This window comes from Mesorhizobium sp. RCAM 06353 (assembly GCF_059683585.1).
Window position 1 is genome coordinate 52,437 of the sequence record NZ_JCASIY010000001.1, and the last position, 21,094, is coordinate 73,530.

14 protein-coding genes and 5 pseudogenes are annotated in these 21,094 nt (G+C 59.4%); 10 read left to right on the top strand and 9 right to left on the bottom strand.

Going from position 1 to position 21,094, the window contains the following annotated elements; all coding sequences use genetic code 11:
- Positions 1-106 precede the first annotated feature (106 nt).
- The gene (locus AC56QX_RS35095; RefSeq protein WP_497118334.1) at positions 107-1,357 is read right to left on the bottom strand and encodes an alpha/beta fold hydrolase; all 1,251 of its coding nucleotides are present in this window, start codon (positions 1,355-1,357) and stop codon (positions 107-109) included.
- A 420-nt stretch (positions 1,358-1,777) separates the two neighbouring features.
- On the opposite strand from AC56QX_RS35095, the gene AC56QX_RS35100 reads away from it, so the two are divergent.
- The 5 genes from AC56QX_RS35100 to AC56QX_RS35120 all read left to right on the top strand — a co-directional run bounded on the left by AC56QX_RS35100 (position 1,778) and on the right by AC56QX_RS35120 (position 7,338).
- Positions 1,778-2,005 (top strand): hypothetical protein, encoded by a 228-nt coding sequence (locus AC56QX_RS35100; protein ID WP_292226391.1) that lies wholly within the window; start codon positions 1,778-1,780, stop codon positions 2,003-2,005.
- A 101-nt stretch (positions 2,006-2,106) separates the two neighbouring features.
- The gene (locus AC56QX_RS35105; protein WP_497118336.1) at positions 2,107-3,618 is read left to right on the top strand and encodes a radical SAM protein; all 1,512 of its coding nucleotides are present in this window, start codon (positions 2,107-2,109) and stop codon (positions 3,616-3,618) included.
- Positions 3,619-3,634: 16 nt separating this feature from the next.
- On the top strand, positions 3,635-4,999 hold the full coding sequence (locus AC56QX_RS35110) for a radical SAM protein (RefSeq protein ID WP_497118338.1): 1,365 nt from the start codon (positions 3,635-3,637) through the stop codon (positions 4,997-4,999).
- A 126-nt stretch (positions 5,000-5,125) separates the two neighbouring features.
- Positions 5,126-6,130: a helix-turn-helix domain-containing protein gene (locus tag AC56QX_RS35115; RefSeq protein ID WP_497118339.1), complete on the top strand. Its 1,005-nt coding sequence runs from the start codon at positions 5,126-5,128 to the stop codon at positions 6,128-6,130.
- A 176-nt stretch (positions 6,131-6,306) separates the two neighbouring features.
- Positions 6,307-7,338 carry a LacI family DNA-binding transcriptional regulator gene (locus AC56QX_RS35120; RefSeq protein ID WP_497118340.1) on the top strand — a complete coding sequence of 344 codons (1,032 nt, stop codon included), beginning with the start codon at positions 6,307-6,309 and terminating at the stop codon, positions 7,336-7,338.
- An 84-nt stretch (positions 7,339-7,422) separates the two neighbouring features.
- Here AC56QX_RS35120 and AC56QX_RS35125 read toward each other — a convergent pair.
- A pseudogene (locus AC56QX_RS35125) lies at positions 7,423-7,567 on the bottom strand (IS5/IS1182 family transposase); the annotation flags it as partial.
- 54 nt (positions 7,568-7,621) lie between these two features.
- A complete protein-coding gene (locus AC56QX_RS35130; RefSeq protein WP_497118342.1) occupies positions 7,622-8,326 on the bottom strand; it encodes an IS6 family transposase in 705 nt (234 codons plus the stop codon).
- A 49-nt stretch (positions 8,327-8,375) separates the two neighbouring features.
- Between AC56QX_RS35130 and AC56QX_RS35135 the strand changes: the two are divergent.
- The 5 genes and pseudogenes from AC56QX_RS35135 to AC56QX_RS35155 form a co-directional block, all read left to right on the top strand.
- Positions 8,376-8,537 (top strand): annotated as a pseudogene (locus AC56QX_RS35135) (DDE-type integrase/transposase/recombinase); the annotation flags it as partial.
- A 721-nt stretch (positions 8,538-9,258) separates the two neighbouring features.
- Positions 9,259-11,175, top strand: coding sequence for a potassium transporter Kup (locus AC56QX_RS35140; protein ID WP_497118343.1), 1,917 nt, complete (start codon positions 9,259-9,261; stop codon positions 11,173-11,175).
- Positions 11,176-11,259: 84 nt separating this feature from the next.
- Positions 11,260-11,389 (top strand): annotated as a pseudogene (locus AC56QX_RS35145) (IS5/IS1182 family transposase); the annotation flags it as partial.
- Positions 11,390-11,441: 52 nt separating this feature from the next.
- A pseudogene (locus AC56QX_RS35150) lies at positions 11,442-11,860 on the top strand (IS6 family transposase); the annotation flags it as partial.
- Positions 11,859-12,062, top strand: a pseudogene (locus tag AC56QX_RS35155) (IS110 family transposase); the annotation flags it as partial. The pseudogenes AC56QX_RS35150 and AC56QX_RS35155, both read left to right, overlap by 2 nt.
- Positions 12,063-12,463: 401 nt before the next feature.
- On the opposite strand, the gene AC56QX_RS35160 reads toward AC56QX_RS35155, so the two are convergent.
- From AC56QX_RS35160 to AC56QX_RS35185, 6 genes are all read right to left on the bottom strand, one after another.
- On the bottom strand, positions 12,464-12,907 hold the full coding sequence (locus AC56QX_RS35160; RefSeq protein WP_497118345.1) for a transposase: 444 nt from the start codon (positions 12,905-12,907) through the stop codon (positions 12,464-12,466).
- A 185-nt stretch (positions 12,908-13,092) separates the two neighbouring features.
- Entirely contained in the window at positions 13,093-13,950 is an 858-nt protein-coding gene (locus AC56QX_RS35165) for a nucleotidyl transferase AbiEii/AbiGii toxin family protein (RefSeq protein ID WP_497118347.1), read from the bottom strand.
- Positions 13,947-14,774 carry a type IV toxin-antitoxin system AbiEi family antitoxin domain-containing protein gene (locus AC56QX_RS35170; protein WP_497118348.1) on the bottom strand — a complete coding sequence of 276 codons (828 nt, stop codon included), beginning with the start codon at positions 14,772-14,774 and terminating at the stop codon, positions 13,947-13,949. The genes AC56QX_RS35165 and AC56QX_RS35170 overlap by 4 nt, the downstream gene beginning before the upstream one ends.
- Positions 14,775-14,939: 165 nt before the next feature.
- Positions 14,940-16,811: an antitoxin Xre/MbcA/ParS toxin-binding domain-containing protein gene (locus AC56QX_RS35175; protein WP_497118349.1), complete on the bottom strand. Its 1,872-nt coding sequence runs from the start codon at positions 16,809-16,811 to the stop codon at positions 14,940-14,942.
- A 23-nt stretch (positions 16,812-16,834) separates the two neighbouring features.
- On the bottom strand, positions 16,835-17,389 hold the full coding sequence (locus AC56QX_RS35180) for a methionyl-tRNA formyltransferase-like protein (protein ID WP_497118350.1): 555 nt from the start codon (positions 17,387-17,389) through the stop codon (positions 16,835-16,837).
- Between the two features lie 353 nt (positions 17,390-17,742).
- Complete coding sequence (locus AC56QX_RS35185; RefSeq protein ID WP_497118352.1) at positions 17,743-21,084, bottom strand: DEAD/DEAH box helicase; 3,342 nt, start codon at positions 21,082-21,084, stop codon at positions 17,743-17,745.
- Positions 21,085-21,094: the final 10 nt, after the last annotated feature.

A 21,094-nucleotide genomic window follows, 5' to 3' on the forward strand; every position in this document is an offset into this window, starting at 1 on the left:
CAGAAGACATCGACAGATTCACCACATCAACACTTTGTCACGAACTCATTCACCCGATTGCCCTGGCATTTATGTGCAGACAACGTGACATCGCCCTTGTTCTGACCTATTGTGGCTCCCCGCCCTGCTCTGCGGGAGTGGAGGGAGGAGAGTCCAGGAGCGATGCTGTGTCGCGTGCCTGTAGGCCATGCAGGAAGAAGGCTCTGCGAACTGCACGCTGGTACTCGTGATCCAGTTCCAGTCGATGGCCACCTCGAACCAATAGGAAGCGGGCGCTGGGATAGGCCGATGCGATGGCTTTGCCTATTGCCGGAGAGAATACGACATCGTCCTTTCCCGAGACGACCAAAACCTCCCCCTGAAAACGGCTCCGATCCAACTGCAGATTCGGCAAGGGCGCATGCTGATGCAGAAAATTCTTTAGGATTTCCGCGGACCACTGGTAGAGTGGGAGATCGTACCCATATGAGCATGCCCCACTCTGCAGATCGCTTCCAAGTAGCTCGTACATCCGCACTTTCGCGGCATCGGCGGCAGGCAGGCCTAGCAGGGTGCGGCTGAGCCCCCAGTTCAGGCTCGGGTACAGCTCGTACCAAGCATACGGTAAGGGGTTGTGGCTTAGCTCTGCGCGGATGACCTTACGAAGCGTTGCCAAGCCCGACTGTCCTTGTCGCCCGAGTTGAAAGAGCATATAAGCCAAGCTTGGTCGCCTGCCATTCTCATGCCTTGCAATCTCTGACAGGGTGTCAGCGGCCCCCGGATCGAGCTCAGCGAAGTTGCGGGCGAAGGTCCATCCCTGCTGGCGGGCTAAGTCCGGCGCTCCCGTGGTGGCCAGCAATGCCCGGGTCACGTGTTCTCCATGTCGATCCAGGTACTGTTGGGCAAGTACGCCCGCGCCTGAGGCTCCGAAAATCATGATGCGCCCGCCTGACGGAAGCAGTCTCGCTGAAACCATGTCCTGTCTTACGCGTTCGATATCCTCGACGCGCTGCCAGGAGCCATAAAGGTTCATTGCGCGGCGCAGATCCAGCTTGCCGTTTGGATAGACCTCGGGGAAACCCGTCGGGCTGTGGCCGCGATGGCCGATCAGCACATAAGATACCCCAGGGAGCTGCTCATCAAAGAAAGAGAAATCCATCCCCGGGCCAACCATTTCCATTTGCCCGTCCGTCAGAAAAAAAACTACGGGACCTTGGGGATTGAAGTTAGGGCTGAGCACATAGAACGCGCGAAAGCGTCCGCTGCTTTCATCTGCATAATCAATCGGAAGAGTAAGATATCGATGGTGCGCATCCGGCGGCATCTGTGGGTAGTACGCATCCAGCGCGAGGCGCGCATTCGGTGGTTCTTGCGCCACATGCCATCGCGTATAGCCCCATATCCCACTTACTGCGCTAACAGTTAATAGTATGACCAAAGCGGAGCGCATCCTTCGTCGTGAGTTTTTCATTATGAAACCTTGGCGTTGGTGAGGCTGCGTGATGTGAGGATGGAGAATACTACTCAATCCGGCATTATAAACTTAACTGGTGGTGAGGGATTTGCGGCTAACCGCGATGGCATGAACTGCAACCGTCAGCTACAAGCGCCATCGTTTCTCGTCGCAAATCCCTCACCACCAGTTAAGTTGATAACGGCCGCGCCCTGTCAGTCGAGAAGGCTAAGAGACAGAATGATCTGCATCAAGGCACCCCAATCTGAAAACAGGCATAGTCGTAGACGTGGTCATCCACACAACCTCCACACAACCTCCACACAACCAAATGGAGATGGAAAAATGAAGGCGATCGAAGAGCGCAAGGTTGTTACTGTCAAGGGCAGAGAAGTCGATCTCGGGACTTTGCTTGAGCAGTACGAGTCGGACAAGTTGATCCAGGAGATGCAGACCCTGATCAAGAAGAAGGGTCTCAAGGTCGACCTCGTTCCTGGCGAGGGAGCAGGCGAGCCCCTACTCGCATCGGGCTGCGACACCTGCACCATCTGTCCCTGCATGATCTGCTGGTAGGCCAATCCAGTAGTCAGGGTACCATCCGGATCCAAGCGCGTCTGGATGGTGCCGGCCTAGAGGTTTCGGTCAACTCCGGCAAGAGTGCGAGAGACAGTGCGATGACGAGAAAGCTATCCATAAGACCAGATCAGTTTGTCGCAGTGCGCCGGGACTTCGTCTTCACACAAGATGGGAATCGGCCAATTCTCTATCCTCTTGACTACATCAACACGCACATCCATTTCTTAACTCCGATCCAGGGGTTCGCCCTATCGCTACTGGATGGCGTCTCGCGCTTTTCCGAGATCGATCTCTTCTTCCGTCACCTCTTTCCGGAGGCTGCGATTGGGAGCCTCGTCGAGACGCTCTCCGGCGTCGACGCCCTGGTGCGCGCCAGCGTATCGGCCACGGGAATTGGTGCTCACGGCATCCTGGAGATTGCCGATGGCCCGATCACCGAGGCGATCCGCTTCGACCCGCGCTGTTTCGTCATCGATCAGCAGGCATATTCGCGTGTGATGCAGGGGATCAAGACCCGATTCCGTCTAGAAGCGCCGATCAACCTCTATACGGTCTTCACCCATCGCTGCCAAACCGACTGCCTTTACTGCTACGCCGACCGACGCATCAAAAGAGGCAAGGAGATGCGTCTTGAACGTTGGCGCGAGTTGATCGAGGAGGCAGCCTCTATGGGGGTGCGGATGTGCTCACCCGATAATGGGGACACCTTCGTGCGGCAGGACGGGATCGACTTTCTCAATCTACTTGTCGAGCACGAGATGCTGTTCCTGCTATCGACGAAAGCATTTCTGGACCGCAACGCGGTCGCGCGGCTAGTCGACGCCGGGTTCAAGGAGAAGATCAACGGTGTGGTCGAGCGGCCTGTGCAACTTAGCTTCGATGCCGCCGACGAGCACGTGAATATGCGCGTGCTGAACGTCAGGAAATCCCGCACGCAACTGGCGGCCCGGACCTTCGAGAGCTTTATGGCTTTCGGCATACAGCCTATCATAAAGGCAGTCATTACTGGATTAAATGTCGATCAACCGAAGAAAATCGTTGAGTTCTTCTATTGTCGCGGCGCTCGAACCTTCAGTTTTGTGCACTATACGCGCTCATTCCACCGTCACAGCGACGATCTGTTCGTTACAGGCGCACAACATGCGACGCTTGCCCGCGAGTTTGAGGCAATCCGAGCCAAGTATCCGGACATCGCGCTAAACGAAAATCTGTCGATCGCCCCAACGCCCGCTGGAGAGCTGACGCCGGAGCGCAAGCTGCAGATCTGGAGCCAGCGGATCGGCTGCGGAGGCGGGTGGCACGCTCTCGGCATCGGTCCCGACGGCGGCGCCTTCCTGTGCGAGCAGATGGCCTACGAGGAGCCGTTCCTGGTGGGCGACGCCCGACACCAATCGTTGCGCGAAATTTGGACTGGCTCCCGATTGCTCAACTTTATCCATCCGAGCCGCGAGCGGTTTGCCGGGTCCAGTTGTGAGGCCTGTTCGTTCTTCGAGAGCTGCATATGGGAGAAGGGCCGGTGTTACCGGGACGCTTATTTCTCCTATGGCTCCATCCACACCACGCCACCGTTGTGCCCTTTCAACGACAAGCCGGGCGTGCGGCTCAGCTAAGGGAAGCGTTACGACCATGACCGTGACACGAAATTGGAAACCGTCAAGCTTCAACATGCCCTTCAGTGAGGCCGACGACACGACTCTGCTATTTAACGCGAGGAACGGCCAGACTCTTGAACTGGATGGGGCCGGCTGGGCTATCGTCAAAAGGTGTCTCGACAGCCTAAAGCACGGAGACGCCGCGCCGGATCGCGAGCTTGTGAGCTGTCTCGCTACGCTTGGCTTCGTGGTGCCGGCCGAACTGGACGAGTTCAGCGAAGAGGAGGAGCGGCTGCGCCTCAACAAGGTCGACGAATCACGCCTGTTTGTGACCATCGCGCCAACCATGGCCTGTAATCAGTACTGCAGCTACTGCTTCCAGCGCAGTATAGCCAAGACTAAGATCATGTCGGAAGAGCTGCAGCTCGCGACCGTCGAGTTCGTCCGTCGCAAGCTGGGCGACAGCCGTCAGCTAGTCGTCCAGTGGTTCGGCGGCGAGCCGCTGATCGGTTATGCCGTAATCACCTCCATGACGCGGGCATTCAGAGCGATCTGTGCGGAGCGCGGCATCGACTACTATGCTGAGATGCTGACCAACGGCGTCCTGCTGACGCCGGAAAGGGTAGCCGCCCTGCCCGATCTCAGTATAAAGGCGCTGCAGATTTCCCTTGACGGCATGCCCGAGACCTATTCTGCGCGGCGACAAGTACCGATAGCGAAGGCGGAGGCCCATTACCGGTTCTTGGCCGAGCACGTGCAGGACATCGTCGAGGCCACTGGGTCCCTCACCATGCGCATCAACGTGGATCGGGATAACATTGAAGAGGCCAAGTATGTCGTGCGCCTCTTCAAGAGCCACGGTGTGGTCGATAACCGCATTGATTTCCGTCTTGGTTTCATCAACACCAGCCGAGGTCTGGTGGATTGCGTGCCGCACGACTGTTTCACCAACACTGAGTTCGCCGAGAAGGAGTTGGCGTTTCGCCGCTTCCTCGAGGCGGAGGGATACATGGTGTTCGGCATGCCGCGGCCCAAGCGCTACCCTTGCACCGCGGTTATGCGCAATTCGTTTACGATTGATCCACACGGCAACCTCGGCAAGTGCATCCCCGCTGTGGGCACATCCCAGTCGACATTCGCGCGCATTCTGCCGGACGATATGGATAGAACACTGCGGGACGTGATGACGGCTGAGATGCCATATGAGCGCTTCAACCCATTCCACAGCGAGGGGTGCGGTGGCTGCCGCATGCTGCCAACGTGCTTGGGCTCGTGCCCCAAGCACCATGTTTGCGGCTGCCGCGTGGTGGCGTGCGGCATGCGGGAGGGCTTCGCTGACAAGATCACCTTTTATCATCGCTTTCATAAGCGGCAGCTCGATAGCCGCACGCAGGCCTAGCGTTGGATTTGCTTCAACCACTCCCCACGCGGAGGCAACTTACGATCGGAGGGCACCATGGCAAGAGCCAAAGATAGACGGCGGGGTATATCAGCCGTCGCGAAAGAACGGCCAGAGGAGGGCTCAATGACCCTCGCGCGTCAGCGGCTCGGTATCCTTGAGTTGGCGACGACGCTGGGCAACGTCGCGGAGACCTGTCGTCGCTACGGCATCGACCGCACGAGCTTCTACGCGTGGCGCCGCCGCTTTCGGGAGCAGGGCTTAATTGGATTGCAAGACCGGTCGCCGATTCACCGCAATCACCCTCAGAAGACGCCACGGCAGACGGCAAGGCGGGTTGCGACGCTCGCCTTGCAACATCCTGCATATGGTTGCAATCGCCTACAAGTTCTGCTGCACAGCGAGGGAATGCGCCTATCGGCGGTCACGGTGCAGAAACTCTTGAGAGAGCGCGGCCTCGGCTGCCGTCGGCAGCGATGGTTGACGCTTGAAGCGCTCGCTACCAAACGATCGCTCAGACTCACGGCCGAGCAGTCTGCCTTCGTCGAAGCCAGCAACCCGAGCTTTCGTGAGCGTCACAGTGAAACTCAGGCGCCCGGGGAGGTGCTCTGCGCCAACGTTCTGCCTGTTAGTCGCCTCCGTAACGAAGGCAGGATCTTTCTGTGTTTCGCCGTTGATATCTACTGCGCCTATGCCTTTGCCGCGCTTAAGGTCGGCTGGCATGAGCAAGCGCTCGCCGAGTTGATGCAAAACGTCGTCGTACCCTTCTATGGCGTGCGTGAGCTCGTAGTGAGGGAGGTGATCGCCAGCGCTGCGTTGCAATGCGGCGAGGTAAGAGATTACGCGCCCACTTTCGCGACTGACGAGATCAAATACCATGCCACTGGACTGCGCCCGGGGCATGCTCACGGCTTCGCCGAGCGTTTCGGCCGGATCGTGTCCGGCGAGTTCTTCTGCGGTCGGCGAGTGGCGTCGGATCGTTTAGACATGGATGGCATGCAGACGGAGCTGAGGCTCTGGCTTGAAAAATACAACGCCAAGCGCTCTCTCGACGGCTATCGCAACTACGGGACTCCGCCGGCTGAGATGATGGACCGATGGCTCGCGGTACGCGGTCCCACCACCAACTGAGCAGACGACAATGACGTTTCGTCGGCTGCGCTCATCACGATCTTCCTTGTTCAGGACCAAGGCTGACAACCTGTCATGCAACAGAACTACCATATTCAATCATTTACCTCAACAGACCTTGCAATTTTTCTATCATCTACTATCATTTCTTCGAAACCTTCAAAAGGAGGCTAGCCTTGGCCAAGCGACCAACGGTTTCGGATTTGGCTCGGGCATCCGGGGTCAGCGTGTCGACGGTCGACAGGGTTTTGAACAGCCGCCTTCCGGTGCGCGAGGAGACGGCGCAGCGGGTCTACGAGGCGGCGGCCGTCATCGGCTACCACGCTGCGCCCCTGATCAAGCAGCGGATCCACCAGGATCTCCCGGAATACCGGCTGGGCTTTCTTCTGCAGAAGCCCGAGCAGCATTTCTATCAGGAGTTCGCGCGCGAGTTGGAGGCCGCGACGACCCATGCGTCGCGGTTCCGCGGCGTTGCGGTCATTGATTTCTGGTCGAGCCAGGCTCCCGAGGACATCGTCGTCCATCTGGAGCAACTGGCAGCGAAAACGAACGCCGTCGCGTTGGTCAGCCCCGATCATCCAACGGTCACGGTCGCCGTGGAGAGCTTGAAAGCACGCGGTATTCCGGTGTTTTCGCTCCTGTCCGATTGCGCCTCCGGCGTACGGGAGGGCTATGTGGGCCTCAACAACCGCAGGGTAGGACGCACCGCCGCGTGGATGATCGCGAAGTGCGCCAGGCGGCCCGGCAAGGTCGCGGTGTTTGTCAGCAGCCACCGCTTTCACGGCCAAGAGTTGCGTGAGATCGGCGTGCGCGCCTATTTCCGGGAACACGCACCGGACTTCATGGTGCTTGAGACGCTGGTCAATCTCGAGACGGCCGATTTGACCCACGATGCAATGCTCGACCTGCTCGAGAGGCATCCCGATCTCGTCGGGTGCTACATAGCCGGGGGCGGCATGGAGGGAGCTATCACGGCGGTGAGAATGGCCATGCCTGCCCAGCCTCCGGTCATGATCTGCAACGAGATAACGCCTGAGTCGCGCGCTGCACTCGCCAACACCATCGTCACCATGGTGCTCGCAACGCCGCTGGCGCGGCTGAGCAGCGATCTCGTCGATCTCATGGCGCATACCATCAAGGACGGCGCCGCCAACGCGCCGGGACAGACCTTCCTGCCCTTCGACATCTACCTGCCGGAGAATATCTAAGCGTCTCTGCGATAAAATCTATCATAGATGGGCGTTGGTGCATGGGTCCGGACTTGAGCGGATGTCGATCTTTGAAGCGGCAGACTATGCGGTGGCCGCCTTGCGGCGGGCGGATTTCGGGCGTGCGCAGGCAAGCATGCGGTTGAGGACGGCGCAGCCGATGGCGACTTCGGTCTGCTGAACGGGAAGCGACCGTGCCCAAACGCCGCCCGATGGTGGACTTGTATCGCCGGCGTTGTCACGTTGTTTGAAATGTGGCCGCGTGAGGCCGATACCGCGCTTTTCAGGCAGGCCGTGCACTCACGGCTTCCCACGCGGCCATGGCTTGGCGTCGATGGGCTCGAATTTGTGCTGCGGAGCGGTTGGTCTGGGATGGGACGAAGAGATTTCGGACGGCGGAGAAGATCGACACGAAATGCTGCAATGAGCCGACCGACCGGAAACCCTGTCGCGTTCGTTCCCGTTTTCGGAACGGCAGGTGAGAATTCTCCACCCGGTTGTTCAAGCCTTTATGCGAGCGGTGTTCCACCTTCGGCATGACCTGGCGTTGGGCCGCCCCGTAGGAGCGCAGTTTGTCGGTGATCATACGCTTTGGCGGCAGACCCTGCTTCTTCAGAAGTCGCGTCAGCAGGCGCCTGGCGGCCTTGCTGTTGCGACGCGTCTGGACGATCTCGTCGAGCACATATCCGTCCTGATCAACCGCTCTCCACAACCAGAATTTCTGACCGTTGATGCGCACCACGACTTCATCCAGGTGCCAGACATCATCTTTCGTCGGCGACTTGCGGCGTATGCGGCGCGCATAATCAGGGCCGTGCTTTCGGTACCATCGGCGGATGGTCTCGTAGGAAACGACGATCCCGCGATCGAGCAGCATTTCCTCGACATCGCGCAGGCTCAGATTGAAGCGGAAGTAGAGCCAGACAGCACGGGCCACGATTTCGATCGGATAGCGGTGGTTCTTGTAGGTCGGTGCACTCACGGTCATGGGCGCGCTGCTACCTCAATTTCCTTACCCCTCAATCAATGTGACAGCACCCCATCGGCGCATCAAGCGCCGTATCCGGCCGATGCTCGGCTTCAAATCGACGGCCACCGCAGCCACCATCCTGACCGGCATCGAAATGATTCACATGATGCGCAAGCGACAGGCGAGGTACGCCTTCAATCCGAATCCGTCCTTGGCCGAGCAGTTCGAAAATCCTCGCCGCCTGATTGACCTCGCATCAGGGCCTCTCTGTGCCCCTATTCAGCCCTTGCAACAAAACCGCTCGACGTCACATCACAATCGATTCATTGTTCGCAGGAACTGCTTTAGAAGCGCGCCGGCAGCCTGGGCGGGGGGCTTGGGGTTAGACTGCCGGCGCACGCCACTCATGAAGAGCGGCCCCTTTTCGCGGTTCCGACACCCATAGTCAACCCGGCAGTGTCTGGGTGCCCGCTGTGCTCTTGTCAGAGCGGCGCGATGTCGACCGTGTCGGCCGATCCTGCCCAACTTGGTGGGCCGCTCTCATCGGCCAACCTGATGCTCCAGCCAGTATCGCGTTGCCGACCAGCATGAGTTCGCCGCTAGCAATCCTTCGTCGGTAATTACATGGGGGAATCGCGGGAGCCGCGCTATATCACCACCGAAACCGGCGTTTGGTTATCGGTTGCGCGAAGTCGAGTAAGTGGGCGGGACGTGCAGCCAATTCTGCTCCACAATGTGGGCAGTCTTATACGTTCCGATACTGGCTCGGGGCTTCGTTACTCCCGCAGCTTCAGCATGGTCTCACAAAGATCCCACGCTGGCTTCGAGGCTGATGAGCCTGCTAAGCCGATGGAGAACTCGCAATGCCGGCATGGCTACCATAACGTGGCGGCACTTGATATTGCATCGCAGCAAGCGTAGAGCACCGCGCGCTTACCGGAGTGTCGCCCATGGCCCTTACCAATGCTGGTAGTGAGGCAGAACCCGTCGAACAATCGAGCCATCCCGAGATCGAACAGCACAGCACCAAGGTTCTGATGCTGGGCGCGCTCGGCGTCGTCTATGGCGACATCGGCACCAGCCCGATCTATGCATTCCGTGAGGCATTGCATGCTTCGTCCGGTGGCAATGTCGCCGAGCGCGGCGATATTCTCGGCGTGCTGTCGCTGATTATCTGGTCGCTCACCATCACAGTCACAGTAAAATACATCATGTTCGTGCTGCGCGCCGACAACCGCGGCGAGGGCGGCGTGCTGTCGCTGATGGCACTGGCGCGCGGCAGTTTCCCGAAGCGCTCGGCGGTCATCCTCGGCATCGGCATCGTCGGCGCCTCGCTGTTTTTCGGCGATGCCGTCATCACGCCGGCGATCTCGGTGCTTTCGGCGGCCGAGGGCATGAATGTCATTACCCCCGCGTTCCAGCCCTATGTGGTGCCGCTGACACTGGTCATCCTCGCCATGGTGTTCGCGGTGCAGCGCTTCGGTACGGGCGGCGTGGGCCTGGTGTTCGGCCCGGTGACCGCCGTATGGTTTCTGGCCATCGGGCTTTCCGGCCTCAACCACATCATCGACGATCCGGAAATCCTGCTGGCAGTCAGTCCACATTATATCGTCGCCTTCCTGATCAACTCGCCCGACGTTTCTTTCGTGACCATCGGTGCCGTCTTCCTTGCCGTCACGGGCGCCGAGGCGCTCTATGCCGATCTCGGCCATTTCGGCCGCAAGCCGATCGTGATCGCCTGGCTGGCGATCGTGTTTCCTTGCCTGCTGCTCAACTATGCCGGACAGGGGGCCTTCGTGCTGGCGCATGGCGGTGTCGTCGGCCATCCGTTCTTCGAGATGAACGAGGGATGGATGCTGATCCCGATGGTGGTGCTGGCAACCGCCGCGACCGTGATCGCCAGCCAAGCGGTGATTTCCGGCGCTTTCTCGCTGACCAGACAAGCGGTGCAGCTCAACATGCTGCCGCGTTTCGTGATCCAGCATACGTCGGAAAAACAGTCAGGCCAGATCTACTTGCCGCGAATCAACCTGCTGCTGGCACTGGTGGTGATGCTGCTGGTGGTCGGCTTTGGCGAATCCAGCAAGCTGGCCTCAGCATACGGTATTTCGGTGACCGGCAACATGCTGGTGACGACGGTGCTGCTCTATGTGGTCATGCGGCGCATCTGGAAATGGCCGTTTGGCGTCGCGGCAGGATTGACGGCGCTGTTTGCCTTCATCGACATCGGCTTCTTTGCAGCCAACATCGTCAAGGTGTTCGAAGGCGGCTGGGCTTCGCTTGCCGTTGCCGCGGTGGTCGTGATGACCATGTGGACCTGGATAAGAGGCACCAGGTATCTGTTCGAAAAGACCCGCAGGAACGAGATCCCGCTCGATTTCCTTGCCGGCAATCTGTTGAAGAAACCGCAGTTGGTATCCGGCACGGCCGTGTTCCTGACCAGCGATCCGCAAAGCGCGCCGACCGCGTTGATGCACAGCCTGAAGCACTACAAGGTGCTGCACGAGCAGAACGTCATCCTTTCGGTGGTGACGGCGCCGCAGCCGGTGGTGCCCGACAGCGAACGCGTCAAGATGGAGACGGTCAACGAGCTGTTCATGCGGGTGACGCTGACCTTCGGTTATATGGAACAGCCCAACATTCCACGCGCGCTGGCGATCTGCCGCAAGCAGGGCTGGAAGTTCGATATCATGACCACGTCGTTCTTCCTGTCGCGGCGCTCGCTCAAGGCCTCGCCCAATTCCGGCATGCCTGTGTGGCAGGACAAACTGTTCATCGGACTGGCGCGCACGGCGGCCGATGCGACTGAATATTTCCAGATCCCGACCGGGCGCGTGGTCGAGATCGGAACCCAGGTGGCGATTTAGGGCATGCCGCGGCGTTGGTGCACGGATCTTTCATTGGTGTGGGTTTAGGCAAGCGGTAACCGCAATAGCCTTTGTAGCGTAGCCATGCCTTTCAAACACAATACCAGCCGCCGCCATCATATTGAGAAGATGAAGTTCAGGGTGACGAACTGGCCAGCACCGCTATTCTGATCTGGCGATCGAGACCACTTTGACGCTGGGCCTTGTGTTTGGCCGGTGGTGTCACATTGATTGAGGGGTAAGGGAATTGAGGTAGCAGCGCGCCCATGACCGTGAGTGCACCGACCTACAAGAACCACCGCTATCCGATCGAAATCGTGGCCCGTGCTGTCTGGCTCTACTTCCGCTTCAATCTGAGCCTGCGCGATGTCGAGGAAATGCTGCTCGATCGCGGGATCGTCGTTTCCTACGAGACCATCCGCCGATGGGTGCCGAAAGCACGGCCCTGATTATGCGCGCCGCATACGCCGCAAGGCACCAACGAAAGATGATGTCTGGCCCTGGATGAAGTCGTGGTGCGCATCAACGGTCAGAAGTGCTGGTTTGGGGAGCAGTTGATCAGGACGGATATGTGCTCGACGAGATCGTCCAGACACGTCGCAACAGCAAGGCCGCCAGGCGCCTGCTGACGCGACTTCTGAAGAAGCAGGGTCTGCCGCCAAAGCGTATGATCACCGACAAAATTGATAATCCATGGCGCTCGCGCTGCGCTCGGCAAAGCAGCGGGCAAGCAGGATCCTCGAAGCCTTTGGCTTAGTAAGTTGCGGCAAAGGCGGCATCCCAATGTCGCGGCTGTCGCGCTCGCCAACAAGAATGCGAGGATCGTGTGGGCCATGCTCTCGGGCGGCACAGTCTACGAGCACGCACCATCGGTGAAAGCAGCTTAAGGCGAAGCGGCAAACGAAGGAATAACAGAAGGAGGTCTCACCCCAGCAATTGCAACAAAATGGTAGGAGATGGTGAAACGGTCATTCCGTTGCTTCCCGAACCTGGTGTGTGGACCGGCTTGGCTTCGGCCAATGTCTAGGGGGCCGAAGAGGTGGAAGCGCGCGAAAATCCATCGGGGCTCGCGGCGACGACGTTGTCCAGCCGCATCAGGAAGCCGGATATACGTCAGCAGTTGTGACCGACGATCTTGATCTAGGAGACCTGTGCGCGGGAAGCATTTAGCGTTGATTTTGTTTGATCTTTTCCGCTTCCGGGGTAAAGGGTGCAAAGATATCAGCGCCGACGTCGTCAGCTGTGTCTTCTGACGCTCTCGTGTGAGCGTCAGTGGTGTTTTTGCCCGCTATCCAGCCATAGTGATGACCTTCAAACTGCGTTTCATATTGTAGGCGATGGCAGTGAGGCGAATTTGAACGCCTGCCTTTGCAAGCCCTCGCCATCGCATCCGGCGAAGGCCGTAGCTTCGTTTCCACGTGCCAAAGATCTTCTCGATCCGGCCACGAATGCGATGGATCGGTTGGTTCCAGGCCTCAAGGCGTGCCAGTGTTTCGGCTTCGTCCCGTCCCCACATGCCGGTGGCGACGATGCGTGGCGTTCCACCCTTGGCACGCACCGCGTCGCCGAAATGATTGCCGCGATAGGCGCTATCGGCAAACACCTGGCCGGGATTGTCAGGCAGAGCATCGGGACCGGCCTTGCCGTCGTTGATGTTGGCGGGTGTGACGGCGATCTCCTCGACCAGAGCTGTATCGGCGTCGGCACCGACATGGGCCTTGAAGGGGAGCATGAGGAACTGTGGGGCAGTCACGTTGCGGCCGACCAAACGGGCACTTTCTGTGGCGCGGTTCCGGCCCGTTCAGAGAGCCTCCGCCACCAACCGCCCCACAGTTCCTCATGCTCTCCAGTTTGCCTATGACCAGGTGCCATGATGTGCCGCAATGATCGACGGGCCGTCGTCTCGGAACGCAGCCCTTAGACTTCGAAACGAGCCTTCATCTCGTCCGTGCGAGCCCAGGCTGCCCCGGGTATCAACTCGATAAATTTGGCAAATACGCCTCGGAATGAGGTCCTGGTCGAGTCGTCTGTCAAAAGCGCGGCCTGGTTGGCAGGAAGCAGTGGCCTCATGTCGGTCAGAAAGCGCGGGTTTGCGAGTTTAGCGAGCATACGCTCCTCTGCCTGAGCCCGAGAAATCGCCTGGCCAGACGACTCAAGGTATTGGCCTAAGAGCTCGATAACATGCTTGGCATCCAGCCCTTCAAATGTTCCGAGCGCATGAGCAAGGTCGTATAGATCGCGACCCTTGTCGCGCTGGAGTAGCGCCCGCAGTTTCGTCGCCAGCATTTCCTCACGCGAGAATGTTGGCACATTGGTCTTGCCGGTGAACCAAGGGTTCTCGACGTCAAACTCGACTTCGGCAGGTGGATCGAACGCCGTGATCTCGCGTGTATTGATTTCGACCTTCAGCCGGATCAGGACACCGCTCCCGTCTTCCGGTTCGATGCGGAATCGGAGCTTGGGTGCAACGGGGCTTTGCTCGAACTGGGCCTTTCCGAGCCACGGCTCCAGGACCGCGCGCAGCCGGTCAAGAATAGGCCCGATCGGTCCATTCGATGTCCGAACCAGATCAATGTCCTCGGAGTATCGTAGGGGAGAAGCGAAATGCAGCTTGTTGAGTGCAGTGCCGCCTCGGAAGCGTAGCTCTTCTCGGAGCACCAGGTCTGAGAAGACTTCGACGATGGCGCGGCTAATGATCAGATCCTGTTCGATCTGACGCTGATCGGCCCACGGAACGACGTTGCCCCATGCAACAATGTTTTGAGTCGGAATCACTCGTCCACCTCCGGCGCGCGGCGGACAATGACATGCCATTTGGAATTGCGCTCAATCGGCACCGGCGCAAAATCCGAATCGCGGGCCTCTTTTCTATCCAACTCGATCCACGGTGGAACTCCGCGTTCATTCAGTGTTTTGAGCATGGCTTCGGCGCGATCCCCATGGCCCAGTCGTTCTAGAAGGTAGCCGAGCCGTTGAATGACGGGCCGTTCAGTGGCCACTGTCAACTCAGCGAGTTTCGTCGGCTCGATCGTCGGGCCAAGGTCATTCAGCACGGTCGCGACGTTGTCGATCCCGCCCGACGCCTGCGGATAACGCAATAGGTCGAAAGCGGTCAGCGCACTGGACGACACCTTCATCGTGCCGGTATCGGTCTTGCGCTCTTCAAGGCCACTCGCCACTGCACCCATGTCTTTGCGGTAGTAGAATGCAATGAGATTCCGTCCCGCTTGGATCTTGGGTATGCGCTTCGTGGCAACGACCTGGAACTCCATAACAGCCTGATGCGTGGCGCCATGCATTTCCGCCGCCTTGAGCAGACCCACATAGTAGGGTTGATTTGCATGGCGCATCAACGCATCGATGTACCACGAAGGCGGCGGGGCGCCCCAAGAGGCGAACTGGGGTGGTACGATCACATAGAATCCCTGTCGGGGATTGAGCAAATGTTTGCGGCGCTGCAGGCGCTCAGCAGCGTCGAGGAAAGCCCCACGCGACACACCCAATGCTTGCTCAGCTTCGTCAATCGAAAACACCACACGCCCGGCAGAAAGCAGGCTGGCCAAATATGTTGATAGGGCGGAGCGTTGATCGTGAACCATGTCCGATTATCCGCTTTTAGTACGGAATATTCAACATGGTTTGTGGAGCCGCGATAAATCGTGCCGACAAATCCGTTCCTAGAGCGGAGAATCCGACATGAAATGGTGGGCTGATAGCTCGATCAGCATCGAAATTGAGCGGTGCGAGCAACCGTCGCGGAAACCCTAGAAGGGGATCGCTTGGGCCTTCAGAAACAGCTCCCATTTTCCTAGCGCCTTGAGCGCAACGCGGTAGGTTTTTTCGTCCTTGCAGTAGATAATTGGCGGTAGGTTGTCGGTATCTTCGCTGCGGTCGCGCAGAAATGAATGGGCCGCGCTTCGGAGGCGGGTCTGCGCATCACGTGTCAGGCGGTCGCGATGTCGCTGGATCTCCGCAGCATGTTCAAACTCCGTGTGCCTTTGCCTCTCGATCTGATGGAGGATCTCTTTCGCCATTGCCAGGCCGTGCACTCCGCGCGCGGCAGCTTCAAGCGGCGTTCTCCCTTCCAGACGTTCGTTCGGGGTCTTCAGCCACTCCAATTCAGAACCACCAAACAGTTTCGCGGCCTCGGCTCCGATCTCATCGCCGCGGCCACGTCTGGCATCCTCGGCAGATTTGGCGGCAGCGGCCTTCCGTTCAGCCTCCTTGATCGCGATCGCATCAAGACGCCGTACGATTTCTTGCGAGATTGGCAGGTGAAGCAGGTCCTCAACATCCACCCTGCTTCCCCGGAACAAGGTCTGGATCAAACCGAGTTTCGCTGAAATATCGGCTTGAGTATCGGCGTCGTTCAGGAGATCAAAGTAACTTGGCCCTGCATCGCTTGCCGTGGCCAGCCAGCCTTTTATCGTCAAACCGCGCCGCTCATCGTCGGGAACCTGGCCCATGATCCACGTCGCAACTTTCACCGCATGGTCGAACACGGCGCGCCGCTGGGCATCTGCGAGTACCCACTCGGTCCATCGCTCGACCAGCCCGCCATCCAAGACAAAACCATATGTTCGTTCTACTGCGACACCAGCGTCAACGAGATATCGCAGGTAGGAGTCAACGGCCCGCCATGGGGCAGCGAACCGACCGTGCTCTTTGATAGCGGCAGCCTCGAGTTCGCTGCTGACACGTCGGAATAGCGGCGCAATGAACCGGCGCGTCTCGAGGTAATTCGCTATGGGAACGGCCTTGACGAGTTGCTTCCCCGTCTTCCGGCCCAACAGTACCTCGGTGAGGATAACAGCTTGCCAGATGGCCGGTGGTACCGAGAAACATCCGTAGCCCGCCACATCGACACCGATATACTGCAGAAGGCCAAGATCGCGGAGGGCGTCCATTCTCGGCACGCTGTCGCCCTTGCCCGAAAAGGACCCCATCGAGGTCAGGTAGTCCTTGATCAGCCGCCCTGCTTCCGACTGCAGCTTCTTCTCGGCCGCAATCCGGCTGTTCTGGTCTTCCTCTCTCAGTCCCGTGACTGCGTCGTCTATGGTTTTATTGAACAGCCATCTCCGAGGCGCCATGCACAACACAGCATCGGCGACAATCCCAGGAGAAGCATCACGCGGGATCCTTGAAAGATCGATCTCAATCGCCGCGATCCCGTGCTCACGAATGCGACGGATTTTCTCCTCGTCGCACGGATGAGTGACGGCCACCTCGACAAACAATTCATGCCCTTTGACGGTGACGTAGAGATCAGGAACAATTCCGTCGGGGTCGTTGTATTCGATGCGGGCAGATTCGAGCTTGATGTCGGTCGCGCCGGGGAGCGCCCTTTCCACCGCCCCGTGGATTGCGATCCGCTTCGGAACCACGAGGGTCAGGCTGTCCGCGACGATCTGTTTTGCGATCTTATGGAGAGCCGTTTCGGGGGCTCCACCGCAAGCAGGACCGTAGTGAGCAAAATGAGGCACGACCTTGTCGGCCTTCGTCCTGGCAACGAGTCGGATGCCACAGCCTGGACACACACAATCGCATTTCAGGCCGCGTTCAACTTCTGAAATGTGAACTAGCTTTCCCCCAGACTTCTGACCATAGACAAGCTCCGCCCGGTCCGATCCGAACAATCGATGACCTGCTGGACGCATCCTCACCGGTCCGCCGCCGCAGCTGGGCTAGCACCCCGTAGGATCGCCACCTGAATTGCTGCATCACCCGGCGTCGAATGAAGCCAAAGCTCAACTACGCTGTCACCCAAAATCGGTCCGGCGGCCCCTACGATACGCTCGGCGACGATGTCATCAGCGCCTTCCCCATAGATGAGATAGATTCCTCGCTGATATCCAGCCTGCGACGTGAAGAGAGAGAGCGTTGCGAGATCCTTTCGAATTCCCGCAGCACTCGGAGGTGCCGATTTCACCTCGATCACGGCGTAATTTTCCATATAGCCGGGCCGGTGAACCAGCAAATCTGGTTTTGTTCGGTCGGCACCAAACTGGGCGAGAATTGGGTGAGAGGCTTTGTCGGCTTCGCCTGTCAGGCGATATGTCGTGTCGTCTGGCCAGCGGCTTCGAAGCTGATGATAAAGCTCGTAACAATAGACACGCTCACGATATACGCCGTCACCGCCATCAAAGGGCAGGTAGAAATATTCTGGCGGGACCGCAGCCGTTGCGATAGCCAGAATGACCGAGAACTGTTCCATAGGCCCCCCATGTGGCAACGAGAATAACTCTGACAGGGCCTGAGCGGAATGGATTTCGCATGAGGGGTGGCGAAACCATGAAGCGGCCCCAGCGCCGACTTCGGAGATGGGGCTACGGCAGTCGAGGAAGGTTGCCCACCACACCCTGGTAAACGGTCATGGGCCGGTACCGGAGGCTGCCCCTTCGGTGTTCGAGGCCCGGAGATATGCTCATGCCGCCGCCCGAGGTGCCTGTGGCTGATACCGGGCCATTCGAGCCAATCCATCCGGGCTCGGCATCGGATTGATCTGCAGAAGGTGCGAAGCGAGACCCAGTTTAGCATTGATCCCTTGCGCCAGCAGGAATGGGGGGATTATGCGCTGCCAATGACCCGTAATTTCATCGCTCGGGTCTCGAGCAGATATGTTTCGACCCCCGCAACCAGATGCAGGCCTTCTTCAGTGATGGCTGCCCGCGAAAGACCCGGCTGGACGATGCGGACATCGAACTCATATCGGTAGTCCTGCCAGCCCGCCTTTAGTTTCTTGAGGAATGCGGCCGTGCCTTGCTCAAAGCGCGAGCTTTGTCCTTTGTCGAGACGCAGCTTTTCGCGCTTGAGCATATGCGTGAACATCCGGTTGGGACGATCGCGCCAACGGGCCGACTTCTGGGCTTGGCCGCAGACCTCATAAAGGTCCTTGACGCGGGCTCCAGGCGTCTCCGCGCTCGAATATTTGCAATGAGAGAGCGTGACTTGAACCAAACCTTCGGTGACGCGAAGCGAAACGACATCCGCGATTTCTCCGGCACCGTCGTCATCGAAGACGAGATCATGGGCCTCGCTATCGGCAAGCAGCATGTCGATCACGCGCCGCTGCACCGAATCCGCGCGTTTCTCGGGACCTTGCGCCTCGGCCCGGATATTGGTCTTCGACCAGTCCCAGGCCTCGATTCGGTCGGCGGGGTAGGGCTCGACCGCCACACCTTCCGCCAAGGCATAGAGATGGCTGTAGATCAGGAGCGAACCATCACCGAAGTCGATTTGTGGCGAGTCGTCGCCGAAGGACTCGGACAAGGTCTTCACCTTGCCCCCGACCTTGATAGTGGTTTTGGGTCCGCCACGCTGGGGGTAGCGGGCACCTCCTTCGGAGAACACAATCTCGAACTCGGCGGCGTGCGCATCGCTCCGAACCGCGAACCGCAGCGGCCCGGTACGCCCATGGTCGAGAAGATCGATGTCGCATGCGGTGAACAACACCGGCTGGTCGTCGAAGCTGATCTCGACTCGGTCTTCGATCTGCGTCAGCAGCGATTCCGGCCAATGGATCGCGACCGGTGGAACGGCTGGCCGCTCGCTAATCTGGCGAGGCCGCATCGCGCTCTTGAAGACCCCGTCGGTCGTGATGCCCGGATCGTTCACTGCTTCGCCGATGTCCGCGCACCATTCGACCCAATCGGCGAGATCGCGAACCGGGGTGATCGACCAGAACTTGCCCTTAGCCGAGCAGCCGCGCGAGGCCGGGACGCCATCGAGGAAGCCGGTCGCGAAGACGTTATTCTTGATCCGAGACTGGGACTTGGCGGTATCCAGCCCGTCGGCGACATCGACACCCATATACATGGAATAGCGAACGCCACGTCCCTGGTGATGGGTGAGGCCGAGATTGCGCAGAATCAGGCGATTGAAGCCGTGCAGGCTGCGGAACACTTCCTCGCCCTCGACGCGACGCGCGGTATCGCCGCCCACGACCCTGGCGAGCCGGTCATAGGGGCCTTTCGCCGAACTGCTGATGTAGAGGAGACCTCTGCTGGGATCCCAGTGCATCATATGCAGATCCCAGATGACGTTGGTCGCATGCAGCGCCGTCGTCCACCCTGCCTGTTCCTCGGAGCGAGTGACGAAGAGGGCCACGCGCTGGTGAGGATTGACCTTCATGCCGAGATAAACACCCGAATTGTATAGATCCTCAGCCCGCAGCGGCTCCCAGACATCGCAGGAGGTGCGGAAGACGACCGCATTCATTTTCGGTTCGAGGGTCTGCAGGGGAATGTCGCTGAGATCGCCGACAAAGCCCTTGAACATCTCGGCGCGGCGGACCTGCCGGTCGATCTTGGCCGTGCTCAGCGCCTCGACCAAGGCATTCCAGTCGGCATCTTCGGCATAGAGTTTGGCCAGCGACCGGTCGATGTCGTCCACGCCTGTGTTGGCGATCACCGTCGCGTCGCCAAGCCGGGGATCCTGCCGTGTGAAGCGGCCGACGAACTGAATGGTGACGGCAATGCTCTTGTGCGGATCGTGGAGGCCCGCGATTTTGAGTTCCGGCAGATCGAAACCTTCTCCCAGCATGTCGACGCAGACGATGATCTTGCTCTCAAAACGTCGCAGGGCGGCGAGGTTCGCGCGGCGCTCGCGCAGTGGCTGCTGGCTATGGACAATGACGGGGCGGAATTCGGGGTATAGGGTGCCGTAGAGCTGGTGGAGGTCCTTGGCGCGCTCGATTGTGGAGCAGCGCGCCATGGCGAGATGGTTGAGGCCCATATCGAGGTCGGCCTGAAGGATCTCTCCGAGCTTCTCGGCGATCGCCTGATCGGCATCGGCCTGATCGAGACCGAAGATCGCCTCAAAACGGATCGGCTTAAAATAGCCCTCGGCCTGCGCCTTCTTGAGTGGGTAGGTGTAGATGAAATCGCCATCGACCCTTCGACCGTCCTCGCGGAACGGTGTCGCGGTGAACTGGGTGATCGGTAAAGGTGGGGCGCGTTCGACGAACAGGCCGCGGAAGCGCGCCCAGGTTGGCGCGCCGATATGATGGGCCTCGTCGATAAACAGCGCCGAAGTGCGCGCGGCTATCTGTTCCTGAACCGGCGCATCGGCGCGCCCGGCGATCTGCATGGTGGTGACGACGACATTGGCGCTGTCGAAGATTTCATCGACCTCCGCCGGGCTGGTCGGAATATGGGATAGCCGCATGACCAGCGGGAAGGCCGCCTTGTCCTCAAGGCATTGCTGCTGCTTGAGGACACCGAAGGTCTCGAACTTGCCGGCGATCTGCTCGCGCAGGGCGTCGGTCGGGACCACCACCAGCAGGCGCTCGAAGCGCTGAAGGGCATTGAGGGCGAGCATCGTCTCGGTCTTGCCGGTTCCGGTCGGCATGACGATGGTGGCCGGATCGGTCGATCGCGTCGCATGGGCAAGGGCAGCATGAAGCGCGCCGATCTGCGGACGCCTCAGGCCCGGCCGCGCAGGCTGGCCGTCCGTGGCGGCTCGTCCTTCTCGTAGGTGGACCGCTTCGGTCCATGAGGCGGAGACCGCAGCCAATCGCTCTGCGCGCGCAGCGCGGTCCAGCGTGTCGATGTTGGCTGGAAGCCCATTCAACCACCGGCCTTCGCCCAGTTCTAGCGCTTCGGCGATCCGCGTTGGCTCCGTTGCACCGGACACCAGGAGAATAAGATCGGCCTCCAATGGCGTTGACGTCTTCGCGCTGATGATCTTCAGCGTTTCACCTGATTTGAGGGTGGTCTCATAGGCATTGACGCGGCGGATCGCGAAGCGGTGTAGCCTGCAGCGCACACGTTGCGCCGGGACTGCCAACTGGCGCACGGGGCTTCCCAACACCTTGCCATCGACGGCAAGGCGAGCGGGCAACAGCAGCTCGACCTCGGGATTGAAGAGGTCGTCCTGGCTGGAACCGGCAGCGCGCTTGCGGGAGGCCATTGGGACTTTC

Excerpts from the sequence above, each read along its gene's own strand:
- AC56QX_RS35130 (WP_497118342.1), bottom strand. The coding sequence starts at position 8,326 with ATGACCGTGAGTGCACCGACCTACAAGAACCACCGCTATCCGATCGAA.
- AC56QX_RS35180 (WP_497118350.1), bottom strand. The coding sequence starts at position 17,389 with ATGGAACAGTTCTCGGTCATTCTGGCTATCGCAACGGCTGCGGTCCCG.
- AC56QX_RS35185 (WP_497118352.1), bottom strand. The coding sequence starts at position 21,084 with ATGGCCTCCCGCAAGCGCGCTGCCGGTTCCAGCCAGGACGACCTCTTC.
- AC56QX_RS35105 (WP_497118336.1), top strand. The coding sequence starts at position 2,107 with ATGACGAGAAAGCTATCCATAAGACCAGATCAGTTTGTCGCAGTGCGC.
- AC56QX_RS35170 (WP_497118348.1), bottom strand. The coding sequence starts at position 14,774 with ATGGTTCACGATCAACGCTCCGCCCTATCAACATATTTGGCCAGCCTG.
- AC56QX_RS35140 (WP_497118343.1), top strand. The coding sequence starts at position 9,259 with ATGGCCCTTACCAATGCTGGTAGTGAGGCAGAACCCGTCGAACAATCG.
- AC56QX_RS35110 (WP_497118338.1), top strand. The coding sequence starts at position 3,635 with ATGACCGTGACACGAAATTGGAAACCGTCAAGCTTCAACATGCCCTTC.
- AC56QX_RS35115 (WP_497118339.1), top strand. The coding sequence starts at position 5,126 with ATGACCCTCGCGCGTCAGCGGCTCGGTATCCTTGAGTTGGCGACGACG.
- AC56QX_RS35160 (WP_497118345.1), bottom strand. The coding sequence starts at position 12,907 with ATGCTCCCCTTCAAGGCCCATGTCGGTGCCGACGCCGATACAGCTCTG.
- AC56QX_RS35100 (WP_292226391.1), top strand. The coding sequence starts at position 1,778 with ATGAAGGCGATCGAAGAGCGCAAGGTTGTTACTGTCAAGGGCAGAGAA.